Origin of the sequence: Streptomyces sp. NPDC014006 (assembly GCF_043088925.1) — a bacterium.
Classification (GTDB): Bacteria; Actinomycetota; Actinomycetes; order Streptomycetales; family Streptomycetaceae; genus Streptomyces.
On the sequence record NZ_JBICAJ010000010.1, the window covers coordinates 162,380 to 174,240 of the forward strand.

The following is an 11,861-nucleotide window of genomic DNA, read 5'->3' on the forward strand; positions in this document are numbered from 1 at the left end:
GCTCGTCCAGGGCAGGTGAACACCGGTCGGACGGAGGTCATTCGAGCGGGAGACGCCCCGTGACCCGTGGACGAGGGTCCAGGTGCGCGGCGACGCGCCTGATCGCCCCGGCGTTGTCCTCGAACAGATGGGCCTGCATCCCCACAGCCCGGGCGGCGTCGACGTTGGCCGCAGCGTCGTCGACGAAGAGACACCTCTCCGGCCGCACCTTCAGGGCAGCGCATACGGCCTGGAAAGCACGCGGGTCCGGCTTCTCGATGCCGATCTCGTGCGAGTACACGATCTGCTCGACCAGTTCGTCGAAGCGGTACAGCGCCGCCTCCCGTTCGCGTGCGCCGACGAAGCTGTTGCTCAGGATGCCCAGCCCGCAGCTTCCCCGCAGGCCTCGCACATAGGAGATGAGTTCTTCGTTGGGCTTCCCCAGGTATTCCACCCAGAGATCGGCCATGAAGGCTTCCACCCGGGGTGCGTCGAGCCCCAGACGCGTTGCCACCTGCTCGTGCACTTCTCGCTCGGTGATGCTCCCGACGCTCCCGGCTTGCCACACGTCGCGCATCCGTTCATGCAAGGTGCCCGGTGGCAGCGCCAGCCGCTCTTCCCACCGCTGCACCCACCCCGTTTCCGGCGTGATCTCCAGTACGCCACCGATATCGAGAATGACGCAGGTTTCGCCGTCACTCCGACTCCCCCTTTTCTCCCCGCTGATGTGGTCTGCGGAGACACAGTCGCCCGCCTCCCCAGGGCAAGGTCAAGAGCCTCCCGGATCTTGTGGCAGCCCCGTTGCGCTCCGCACCGCCGCGTGCCATTCGTCAACGGATGGCTGATAAACGATCGTTGTCCGGCGAATGGCGCGGCGTTAGGGTGCCATGGACATACCAGGGCCAGGGATGATCTGGAACTCGACGAGGGTGAAGGCGACCCGTGAGTGCGGGATCCAGAGCGATGCGGCAGTTCATTGCCCTCCTCATCACGACTCTGCGGATGCCCGCCGACGGCCACGGCCTCATACCCGCGCTCGCCGAAGCTCTGACCGGACTGCGCGGCCGGCCGGTGGGCCTTCGTGCCGCCGCCTTCCCGCCCGGGACGGCCAGCGGTGTGTGGGTGGACCGTACAGATCACGATCTGATCGTTTACGAGGAGAACACCGACGCCGAGCACCAGCACGTGATCATCGGTCACGAAGCCTGGCACATGTTCCAGGGCCACGGCGCGCGAGCCGACGACCACGGCCTCGCCGCATCACGGGCCCAGGACACTGCGGGGGCGCACGACTTGGCCCGGTTCGTGGCGGACCTGTCGACGGCCGCCGACACCGACCTCGCCAGGGCCTCCCGCGTCGACGCCGGACTCTACTTCGCCGCGCGGACCGATGCCCGGCAGCCCAACGAGGAACTGGAAGCGGAGTGGTTCGGTTTCCGCTTCGCCACCGACCTGCGCGCCGCCCTGGACGAAGCCCGCCGCTCCGCCGGCATGGTGGACCCGGCGAGGCGCATCCACGCCTCCATGGCGCACCGTTTCCCGCGCGCCTCCCGGTGACGCCGATACGACTGCAGGAAGAAACGCTCGTTCCACGCGGCCACCGCGCTCACCGACATCCTCGCCCTCAAAGCTTCGCCGACCTCCCTGGTACGGCCCCGTGTGCTGCTGACGGCCCTGGTCGGGCCGCACCACCCACAGCTGCACCAGCCGCAGTTCACCCGGGCGGAACGCGACCTGCTCGATGCGCTGGAGAGCGGCTCGCGAAGATCCCTGCGGAGTAGGAAGGGCACTATGAGGCGGCCGACCGTGCCTCCTGCTCGGATCTCTCCAGCCAGCCCGTGTACCAGTGCCTGAACGTCACCGGTCGTCCCTCGTCGTCGAGGAGGGGCGCGAGGTCCACGTCGTCGGCCCGGTCGTCGGACCACATCGTGCCCCGGTGCGGTCCGCTGACGACCAGCCAGTCCCGCAGGGCGCAGCCGCGGTGGGAGACGACCAGGGCACCGGCGGTACGGTCGGGGTTCCACAGCAGCCCTGACCAGCGTTCCTCCCACGCCTCCATGGCATGCTCGAACGCATCGGCGTCGTCGAAGTCCTCTTCCTGCGGGCACCGGCCCGCCAGTTGCTTGAAAAGCTCCGGGTCCGCTCCACGCTCCGGGAAGGGCTCGGCCAGCCGGGAGAGGTCGGCCAGATCGGCGCCGTCGCCCTCCCAGCGCCAGCGCCCCCGTACACGCCGTACGGGAAACAACCCGTACCCCGGTCCCGCCCCGCCCGCACCGACACGGAGAAGGAACGCCCGGAAGTCCTCCGGCAGCCGCACCTTCAGCTGGGCCTCGAGCTCGGCGAGCGCGTCGTGGTCGAGCGGCTGCTCCAGGGACCAGCCGTGCCCCAGGGCACCGAATATCTCCCTGCCGCCGTCAGACGCTCCCAGAGCCTCGACCCGTTCACGTGTCCCTGCCCATCGCTGCTCCGTCATACGAAGAAGATAGGTGCCACCACTGACAGCGCCGGCTCGGTGAAACGGTGTCGGGACCGGCGTAGCGTCGGTGTGTACCGTGCCAGCCGGCACGGAGCGCCGATCGACCGAGAGAGACCTGATGTCCCCGACGATCCGAAGGGCCGTGATCCCCGCCGCCGGACTCGGCTCCCGGCTGCTGCCCCTGACCAAAGCCATCCCCAAGGAGATGCTCCCGGTCGGTGACAAGCCGGTCATCGAGCACACGGTGCGGGAGCTGGTGGACTCCGGGATCACCGACATCACCATCGTCGTCTCCGGCGGCAAGTCCCTGATCCAGGACCACTTCCGGCCCAACCCGGCCCTGGTGCACCAGCTGCGGGCCGACGGCAAGACGGCGTACGCGGACGCCGTCGAGGAGGTCGCCGAGCTGGCCCGCAGGGGCCACATCACCTACCTCGACCAGCACGGCCCGTACGGCAACGGCACCCCCGTCCTCAACGCCGCCCGTGCCTTCGGCGACGAGCCGGTCCTCGTCCTGTGGCCCGACGACGTGTTCGTCGCCGAGGTGCCGCGCGCCCAGCAGCTGATCGACGCCCACCAGCAGACGGGCTGCCCGGTCCTGGCCCTGATGCCCATGGCCCCCGCCGACTCCCAGCGCTACGGCGTGCCCATCGTCAAGGAGGACCTGGGCCAGGGCCAGCTGCGCATCACCGGCCTGGTGGAGAAGCCCCAGCCGGCCGAGGCCCCTTCGGCGTTCGCGGCCATCGGCGGCTACGTCATCACCCCGGGCATCGTGGACGAGCTGCGCGAGCAGACCCGCCGCTGGTACGAGGCCCGCGACAGCGGCCGCCCGGTCGGCGAGGTCTACCTGACCGACGCGATCAACGCCTACGCCGCCGACCGCGCCGTCTACGGGCAGGTCATCCAGGGGACCTGGTACGACACCGGGAACCCCGCCGACTATCTCGTGGCCCAGATGGCCCACGCACTGGACCACACCGAGTACGGGCCGGTGCTGCGCAACCTGGTCCGGCGGCTCGACGCGGTCAGCCGCACCGACCCCGGTACCTGAGCCGCCCCTCTGCCTCTCGTGACGCCACTGCCCGGGCGGTTTTCCTGCGTGCCGGGAAGTGGCGGAGCCAGAGAGAGGATCACGTGTCCTAGGCTCTGCGCGGAATCGGAGCGTGCAGTCTGGGAAGGCGGGGCGCCGTGCTCGCCGTAGCGGTCATCGCGGGAATCCTGTTCGTCTGGTCGCTGCTCGCGCACAGACTCTCCCGGTGGAGCATCACCGCGCCCATCGCCATGATCGGGGCCGGCGTCGCGCTGACCGCGGGGTCGGATCCACCGCTGCGTTTCGACTTCGACACGAAGGCGTTCGAGCACGCCGTGGAGGTCGTGCTCGCGCTGCTGCTGTTCGTCGACGCCGTCGAGGTCCCCCTGTCGGTCATCCGACGGGAGAAGGGCCTGTTCGTACGGCTGCTGGGCATCGCCCTGCCGCTCACCCTGGGTGCGGCCTTCGCGGTCGGCTACCTCTTCTTCCCCGGCCGGCCCCTGTGGCTGCTCGCCGTCCTGGCGACCGTCGTCGTCCCGCTGGATCTCGCGCCCGCCGCGTCCGTCGTCCGCGACCGCCGGATCCCCGGCCGGCTGCGGGAGACGCTGAACGTCGAGGGAGGGCTCAACGACGGCATCGTCTCCCCGGTCTTCCTGCTCTGCGTCACCCTCGGTGTCGAGTCGCGCGGAGCGCAGTCCGACTACGTCGACGCGCTGCTGACGGCGGTCGTCGCCTCGGCTTGGGCCGTCGCCACCGGCATCGCGGTCGGCTGGACGAGCGGGTGGCTGCTCGGCACGTCGTGGGTGCACGGATGGACCAGAGGGACCGCGGTGCGGCTGGGGGTGTTCGCCGTGCCCGTCGCCGCGTACACCCTGTCCGGCGCTCTCGGCGGCAACGGGTTCGTGGCCTCGTTCGTGGCCGGGGTCTGCTTCGCACCCGCGATGCGGCACCTGCCGGAGACCGCGGTGGATATGACGGACGACCTGGTCACCCTCCTCGCTCTGGCGCTGTGGTTCATCTTCGGGCAGATCATCAACGACGTCTTCGGGAACGACGTTCCCGTCTCCGTGGTGCTCTACGCACTGATCGCCGTGGTGCTGGTACGCATGATTCCCGTCCTGCTCTCCCTCATGGGAACGCAGATCAGGCCGGCCGACCGGCTGTTTCTGGGGTGGATGGGACCGCGAGGGGTGACATCGATCGTGTTCGGGGCGCTCGCGGTCACCGAGCTCCCGGAGCAGCAGGCGGACTTCATCGCGCAGCCGATGGTGATGACCGTCCTCGCCAGCATCGTGCTCCACGGGCTGAGCGCCGAGCCGATCGCCCGTCTCTACGCCCGGCTCGCCCGGACCGGGGCTCGGTGACGGCGCCGCTCACTCGGCAGCTGTCCCTCCCTCAGCCCGTCGCCGCAGGTGCGGTGCTCTGCCGCAGCCCCAGGTGCGTGGTGAGTTCGATGCGCTGGGCGCCCTGGCGGGTGCCGGCCGGCTGAAGCAGCATCCGGGCGGCCTCCTCGGCCATGCGCTGGAGCGGTTGCCGGACGGTGGTCGGGGACGGGCTCGACCACTGGGCGAGGGGGACGTCGTCGTAGCCCACCACCGGGCCGGTGAGCACATCAGCTCCGCCGGTCCGGTGATGATCGCGACGCGCCGGTGCCCGTGGCCGGTGAGATGGCGTGTGGCGGCCAGCCCTCCGGCCCGGTTGGCCGATCCGACGGACGGCGCGTCGGGCTCGGGATCGCCCGCCGGGTCCACGATGACGAACGGGACGGCCCGGGACCGCGGCTGCCCCTTCACATCCTCCGGCACGGTGGAGAAGACCAGGACCACCCTCAGCGGTCGGCGGGGCAGGACGCCTTCGATCCACTCGGGTCCGGGCGCCTGCCGTGTTCCGCTCTCGGTGAGCGCGACGGTGGCGTTGCTCCGCTTCGCCACGTTCTCGACGCCGCGGATGAGTTCCATGGCCCAGACGCCATCCAGCTCGTGGAAGACGCTCTCGATGAGGGGGGCCCGGGGCGGCCCCTGACGGCGCCGGCGGTAGCCGTGGACCTCGAGGATCGTCTCGACCCTGGACCGAGTGGCGCGCGAAAGATCCGAACGTCCGTTCAAGGCCTTCGAAACAGTCGGAAGAGAGACGCCGGCTTCTCTCGCCACGGCCGCCAGGGTGACTCTGCACTCCACCTCGCCGTCTTCCCTCATGTCCCGCGGCATGGGCCATCGTCGGCGGTAACGGTTTGGCTGCGCGCGTGCACGACCGTTGACCGGGTCTTCCTTCTGCCCCTACTGTCCAGCCGCATGACTTTCGGTATTGAAGTCGAAACTTTCGGAAGGCAGAGGACCATGCGTACACGGATGGCTCGGACGCTCGCCTGCGCCGCGACGCTCGCCCTGGTGGGGACCGTCGCGGGCTGCGGAAACGGCGGCGGCGGGGGATCGGCGAACGACGGCAGGATCCACGTGCTGGTCTACGGGGACGCCAGCAACAAGGTCGAGAAGCAGATCGTCGACACCTTCAACAAGACGTCGGACGTGAAAGCCGTCCTCGACACCATCCCCGGCGCCGACTACCAGCAGAAGCTGCAGACGATCATCAACACCCCACAGGCGCCGGACCTGTTCTTCAACTGGGGCGGCGGCAGCATCCAGCCTTTCGTCAAGGCCGACCTGCTGATGCCGCTGGACGACTTCATCAAGCAGGACCCCGGCCTGAAGGACAAGTTCCTGCCCTCGGTGTTCAACAGCGCCGTCGTCGGCGGCAAGGCCTACGGCATACCGATGCGCGGCACCCAGCCCGTGCTGCTGTTCCACAACAAGCAGGTGCTCGACAAGGCAGGCGTGCAGCCGCCCAAGACCTGGGACGAACTCCTCGACGCCGTACGGAAGCTGAAGAGCGAGGGCGTCACGCCGATCGCCCTCGGCGGCGGCGACCAGTGGCCGACCCTGATGTGGTTCGAGTACGTCTACGACCGCGTCGCCGGACCCGGGCTCTTCCAGAAGGCCCTCGACGGGGAAAAGGACGCCTGGGCGAGCCCGGACAGCAAGAAGGCGCTCGGCATGCTCAAGCAACTCGTCGACGCCGGAGCCTTCGGCACCAACTACGACTCGGTGAAGTACACCAACGGCGCCTCCCCGGCGCTCGTGGCCTCCGGCAAGGCCGGCTTCGAGCTGATGGGTTCCTGGTACTACGCCCAACAACAGCAGGACGCCAAGGACTTCGCCGCCCAGGGCCTGGGCTACACCACCTTCCCGACGATCCCCGGCGGCAAGGGCGATGCGGGCAACGTCGTCGGCAACACCAACAACTTCTACTCGGTGCTGAAGAAGACCAAGCACCCCGAGGCCGTCGCCGCGTTCCTGAAGCTCATGTACTCCGACGAGTTCGTCAAGGCACAGCTCGCCATCGGCAACCTGCCGACCACCACCAACACCCCCCAGTTCCTCGGCACCTCGGCCAGCCCCGCGTACTCCCGCTTCCAGTACGACCTGGTCGCCAAGGCCACCTCGTTCCAGCTGTCCTGGGACCAGGCGTACCCGCCGTCCGCGATCACGCCGATCCACCAGGCGGTCCAGCAGTTCTTCAACGGGCAGCTCGACGCGGACGGCTTCATCAAGGCCATGCAGGCCCTCCCGACCGAGTGAACGCGCTCATGACCACGCAGATCACGAGCGCTCCGTCCGCCGCCGAGACCTCCCGCAAGGCCCGGCGGCGACCGGAGGCCTCCGCCGCCGCCCACGGCACCCGCCCGGGCTTCCTGTGGGCCCTGCCCGCCACGGTGTTCTTCGCCCTCTTCGCCATCGCCCCGCTGATCATGGTGGCGGTGCTGTCCTTCATGAGCTGGAACGGCCTCGGCTCACCGGAGTTCGTCGGCACCGACAACTGGTCCCGCATCCTCGACGACCCCGTGATGATCAAGAGCATCTGGCTCACCCTGCTGCTCACCGCTCTGGGCGTGGCCCTGCAGACCCCGCTGAGCATCGTGCTCGGCGTGTGGGCGGCCGGACACCAGCGCAACCGCGCCGTGCTGTCGGCGATCTACTTCGTCCCGCTGCTGCTGTCCTCGACCGCCGTCTCCGTGCTCTGGCGGGCGCTGCTCGACCCGAACTTCGGCATCCCCGCCCACATGGCCTGGCTGTTCGGCGACGGGAACCTGTTCGGCGAGCAGGCCACGGCCATCGGGGTCCTGGCGTTCGTCTCCACCTGGCAGTTCACCCCGTTCCACACCCTGATCTACCAGGGCGCCGCCCGCGCCGTCCCGCAGGTGCTGTACCAGGCGGCCGCGATCGACGGAGCGGGACGCTACCGCCAGTTCTTCCACATCACCCTGCCGCAACTGCGGACCTCGATCATCACCTCGATGATCCTCATGATCGTCGGCGGTCTCACCACCTTCGAGACGGTCCTCATCCTCACCCAGGGCGGGCCGGGCAGCGACACCACGATCAGCGCCTACTACATGTATCAAAAAGCCTTCAAGGGCTTCGACTTCGGCGCCGGCTCGGCCATCGCCCTGTGCCTGGTCGTCGCGGCCACGGTCGTCTCGCTGATCGTCGTCCGCGTCTCCGGCTACGACAAGATGCGCAGCACCATGGAGGGCGTGTCATGAGGCGACGCCCCCACTACCTCGCCGGCGCGGGCTCGATTCTCTGGCTGGTCCTGGTGGGCCTGCCGCTGTACGTGATGCTGTCGGCGACGTTGCGCACCCGGCAGGACTACGCGAAGAACGGACCGGTCTCCTTCCCCGGCGACTTCACTCTGGACAACTACACCGGGGCATTCGACTCCGGCTTCGGCCGGTACTTCGTCAACACCATCGTCGTGACCGTCTGCGTGGTCGCCGTCGTCCTGCTGCTCGTGCCGCCGCTGGCCTACGCGATCGTGCGCAGCCGCAGCCGCGTCACCTCACACGTCTTCCGGCTCTTCCTGCTGGGCCTGGCCATCCCCGCCCAGGCCGTCATCGTCCCGATGTTCTACCTGATCAGCGAGGCGGGCCTGTACGACAACCTGCTCGGGGTGATCCTGCCCACCGCCGCGTTCTGCCTGCCGATGTCGGCGCTCATCCTCAGCGGGGCCATGCGTGACATCTCCCCGGAGCTGTTCGAGGCCATGACGGTGGACGGCGCGACCCCGCGCCGGATGTTCTTCCAGCTCGTCGTCCCGCTCTGCCGGGGCGGCCTGTCCACCATCGTGGTGTTCTCGGCGCTCCAGGCGTGGAACGGCTTCCTGTTCCCGCTCGTCCTGACCCAGTCCGACAACACCAAGGTGATCACCCTCGGTCTGTACAACTTCCAGACCGAACACGGCGTCGACATCCCCGGCCTGCTCGGCGCGGTGACGCTGTCCATGGTGCCCGTCCTGCTCGTCTACCTGTTCGCCCGCCGGGCCCTCGTCCAGGGCCTGATGGGCGTGGGAGGAAAGTGACCGCCAACGTGGCCGTAGAGACCACCCCTGAAGTCCCCCTCTGGAACGACCCCGCCCAGGACCTCGGCACCCGTGTGTCCGCCCTGATCGAGGCCATGACCCTGCAGGAGAAGATCGCCCAGCTGTACGGCGTCTGGGTCGGCGCCTCCGACGAGGGCGGCGAAGTCGCCCCCCACCAGCACGACATGGAGGAGGCGGTCGACCTCGACGCTCTCCTTCCGGCCGGCCTGGGACAGCTCACCCGCCCCTTCGGCACCGCTCCCGTCGACCCGGCACTCGGTGCGCTGTCCCTGCTGCGCACCCAGGCCCGGATCAGCGCCGCAAACCGTTTCGGGATCCCCGCCCTGGCGCACGAGGAGTGCCTGGCCGGGTTCGCCACCTGGGGCGCCACCGCCTACCCCGTCCCGCTGTCCTGGGGCGCCACGTTCGACCCCGGCCTGATCCGCCGTATGGCCGCCGCCATCGGCCGCGACATGCGCTCCGTCGGCGTCCACCAGGGCCTCGCACCCGTGCTGGACGTGGTGCGCGACGCCCGCTGGGGACGCGTCGAGGAGACCATCGGCGAGGATCCCTACCTCGTCGGCAGCATCGGCACCGCCTACGTCCAGGGCCTGCAGTCCGCCGGCGTCGTCGCCACCCTCAAGCACTTCGCCGGTTACTCCGCCTCGCGCGCCGGACGCAACCTCGCACCGGTGGGCATGGGTCCGCGCGAACGCGCCGACATCGTCCTGCCGCCCTTCGAGATGGCCCTGACCGAGGGCGCGGCAGGCTCCGTCATGCACGCCTACACCGACACCGACGGCCTGCCGTCCGCCGCCGACGAGGACCTTCTCACCGGGCTGTTGCGCGAGAGGTGGGGCTTCGACGGCACGGTCGTCGCCGACTACTTCGGCATCGCCTTCCTCAGCACCCTCCACGGCGTCGCGGGCGACTGGTCCGAAGCGGCCGGCACGGCCCTGCGCGCCGGTGTCGACGTCGAACTGCCCACCGTGAAGACCTTCGGAGCCCCGCTCGTCGATGCCGTCACGGCGGGCCGGATACCGGAGTCACTCATCGACCGCGCCCTGCGCCGGGTGCTCACCCAGAAGGCGCGGCTCGGTCTGCTCGACGCTGACTGGAGCCCGGTCCCGGCCGCACTCGACGGCGTGGACCTCGACACCCCTGACGCCCTGCGCGGCACCGTCGACCTGGACTCGTCCGCGAACCGTGACCTGGCCCGTGCGGTGGCCGAGGAAGCGGTCGTCCTGCTTGCCAACGACGGCACCCTGCCCCTGACCGCACCGCGCCGCATCGCCCTCGTCGGCCCCAACGCCGACGAGCCCGCGGCCGTGCTGGGCTGCTACTCCTTTCCCCAGCACGTCGGCGTGCATCACCCCGACACACCGCCCGGCATCGACCTTCCCACGCTGCAGGACGCCGTGCGCCGTGAGTTCCCCGAGGCCGAGATCACCGTCGTACGGGGCACCGGCGTCGACGACGGCGACGTCTGCGGCATCGCCGAAGCCGTGCGCGCTGCCGGCGAGGCCGACGTCGTGATCGCGGCGCTCGGCGACCGTGCCGGCCTCTTCGGCCGGGGCACCAGCGGCGAGGGCTGCGACGTCGAGTCGCTGGCCCTGCCCGGGGCCCAGCAGTACCTCCTCGACGCGCTGCTCGACAGCGGCACCCCGGTCGTGACGGTCCTGCTCGCCGGCCGGCCCTACGCCCTGGGCCGGGCAGCGGACGAAGCCGCCGCGATCGTGCAGTCCTTCTTCCCCGGAGCCGAGGGAACCACCGCCATCGCCGGCGTGCTGAGCGGCCGGACCGATCCTTGCGGACGGCTGCCCGTCAGCGTGCCCCGCGGCACCGGCACCCAGCCCGCCACCTATCTCGGCGCGCGGCTCGCCCAGGCCAGCGACGTGTCCAACGTCGATCCCACCGCGGCGTTCGCCTTCGGACACGGCCTGTCGTACACGTCCTTCCACTGGCAGGAGCTGACGGTGGAGACGAGCGAGGCGGACACCGGCGGGGAGTTCTCCCTGGCATTCACCGTGCGCAACACGGGGCAGCGGCACGGCACCGAAGTCGTCCAGCTGTATCTGCACGACCCGGTCGCCTCCGTGGTCCAGCCGGTGCAGCGGCTCATCGGATACGCGCGCGTCCCGCTCGCCCCCGCCGAGTCCCGCCGGCTGCGCGTCACCGTCCCGGCCGACCTCGCCTCCTTCACCGGCCGCGACGGACGGCGCATCGTGGAACCCGGCGTGCTCCAGCTGAGGCTGGCGGCCTCCAGCACCGACACGCGCCTGACGGCGACGGTGCGGTTGACCGGCCCCGAACGGCAGGTGGACCACACCCGGCGGATGCACGCGTCGTTCGATCAGGAGTCGCCCACGGACGCGTGAGGCGCTCACACGACCGGCTGGACCACCGAGTGGCGGTCCAGCCGGTTCTCGGCCGTGAGCGGCTCAGCGCCGGCCGGGTGTGAACGGAGCCGACATGCCCCGACGGGCGTTCGGCGACTCCGCCGCGCGGGTCGCCGCGCTGGCGGCGGCCGCGAGGAGAGCGGCGAGCGCGCCCGTGATGACGTTGTTGACGATGGTCTTGGTCGTGCTGACATCGCCTGCCACCACCCACGGTGCGACGATCGTCCACAGACCCAGGGCGCAGGCTCCCCACGCCATGCTGTGGGTGCGCTCGTAGGCCCGGCCGAATCCGCCGCTCATGAGCAGGGCGTAGGCGAGTCCGACGAGCAGGTTGGTGACGGCCAGGGTGGACAGTCCGTTGAACCCGGTGATCCACGGGGACGCCGCCAGATAGATGCCGGTGAGGAAGGCCAGCGTGCCGAGGGCCTGCCCCTGTGGTGTGCTGGTGGCGCGCTCGGCCATCTCATGGCGCTGACGCATCTCGACGATGTCCGGGTGCGTCTCCATGGACGGCCGGGGAGTGGTTGCCATTGTTTTCTCACTTCGGGACGATTAATGGTTG

The 11,861-nt window shown here is 69.8% G+C and carries 10 protein-coding genes and 1 pseudogene; 7 read left to right on the top strand and 4 right to left on the bottom strand.

Annotated elements, in window-relative coordinates; translation table 11 throughout:
* Positions 1–37: 37 nt before the first annotated feature.
* Positions 38–610, bottom strand: a complete 573-nt coding sequence (locus tag ACF1GV_RS30420) for an HAD-IA family hydrolase (protein WP_391686842.1) — start codon at positions 608–610, stop codon at positions 38–40.
* A 332-nt stretch (positions 611–942) separates the two neighbouring features.
* On the opposite strand from ACF1GV_RS30420, the gene ACF1GV_RS30425 reads away from it, so the two are divergent.
* Entirely contained in the window at positions 943–1,536 is a 594-nt protein-coding gene (locus ACF1GV_RS30425) for a toxin-antitoxin system, toxin component (RefSeq protein ID WP_391686845.1), read from the top strand.
* A 232-nt stretch (positions 1,537–1,768) separates the two neighbouring features.
* Here the strand turns inward: ACF1GV_RS30425 and ACF1GV_RS30430 are convergent, their stop codons facing one another.
* Positions 1,769–2,452, bottom strand: a complete 684-nt coding sequence (locus tag ACF1GV_RS30430; protein ID WP_391686848.1) for an SMI1/KNR4 family protein — start codon at positions 2,450–2,452, stop codon at positions 1,769–1,771.
* Positions 2,453–2,573: 121 nt separating this feature from the next.
* Here ACF1GV_RS30430 and ACF1GV_RS30435 point away from each other — a divergent pair, with 121 nt between their 5' ends.
* Together ACF1GV_RS30435 and ACF1GV_RS30440 are read left to right on the top strand one after the other, a co-directional pair.
* The gene (locus ACF1GV_RS30435; protein ID WP_391686851.1) at positions 2,574–3,506 is read left to right on the top strand and encodes a UTP--glucose-1-phosphate uridylyltransferase; all 933 of its coding nucleotides are present in this window, start codon (positions 2,574–2,576) and stop codon (positions 3,504–3,506) included.
* A gap of 137 nt (positions 3,507–3,643) precedes the next feature.
* Positions 3,644–4,849, top strand: coding sequence for a cation:proton antiporter (locus ACF1GV_RS30440; protein ID WP_391686854.1), 1,206 nt, complete (start codon positions 3,644–3,646; stop codon positions 4,847–4,849).
* A gap of 31 nt (positions 4,850–4,880) precedes the next feature.
* On the opposite strand, the pseudogene ACF1GV_RS30445 reads toward ACF1GV_RS30440, so the two are convergent.
* A pseudogene (locus ACF1GV_RS30445) lies at positions 4,881–5,680 on the bottom strand (LacI family DNA-binding transcriptional regulator).
* Positions 5,681–5,833: 153 nt separating this feature from the next.
* Between ACF1GV_RS30445 and ACF1GV_RS30450 the strand changes: the two are divergent.
* The 4 genes from ACF1GV_RS30450 to ACF1GV_RS30465 are packed head-to-tail and all read left to right on the top strand — an operon-like array spanning position 5,834 to position 11,278.
* Positions 5,834–7,120 (top strand): ABC transporter substrate-binding protein, encoded by a 1,287-nt coding sequence (locus ACF1GV_RS30450; protein ID WP_391687305.1) that lies wholly within the window; start codon positions 5,834–5,836, stop codon positions 7,118–7,120.
* A gap of 8 nt (positions 7,121–7,128) precedes the next feature.
* Positions 7,129–8,085, top strand: coding sequence for a carbohydrate ABC transporter permease (locus ACF1GV_RS30455; RefSeq protein ID WP_391686857.1), 957 nt, complete (start codon positions 7,129–7,131; stop codon positions 8,083–8,085).
* The gene (locus ACF1GV_RS30460; protein ID WP_363262913.1) at positions 8,082–8,900 is read left to right on the top strand and encodes a carbohydrate ABC transporter permease; all 819 of its coding nucleotides are present in this window, start codon (positions 8,082–8,084) and stop codon (positions 8,898–8,900) included. The genes ACF1GV_RS30455 and ACF1GV_RS30460 overlap by 4 nt, the downstream gene beginning before the upstream one ends.
* On the top strand, positions 8,897–11,278 hold the full coding sequence (locus ACF1GV_RS30465) for a glycoside hydrolase family 3 N-terminal domain-containing protein (protein ID WP_391686860.1): 2,382 nt from the start codon (positions 8,897–8,899) through the stop codon (positions 11,276–11,278). Before ACF1GV_RS30460 ends, ACF1GV_RS30465 begins: the two co-directional genes overlap by 4 nt.
* Positions 11,279–11,341: 63 nt before the next feature.
* On the opposite strand, the gene ACF1GV_RS30470 is transcribed toward ACF1GV_RS30465, so the two are convergent.
* Positions 11,342–11,806, bottom strand: a complete 465-nt coding sequence (locus ACF1GV_RS30470) for an SPW repeat protein (protein WP_391687308.1) — start codon at positions 11,804–11,806, stop codon at positions 11,342–11,344.
* Positions 11,807–11,861: the final 55 nt, after the last annotated feature.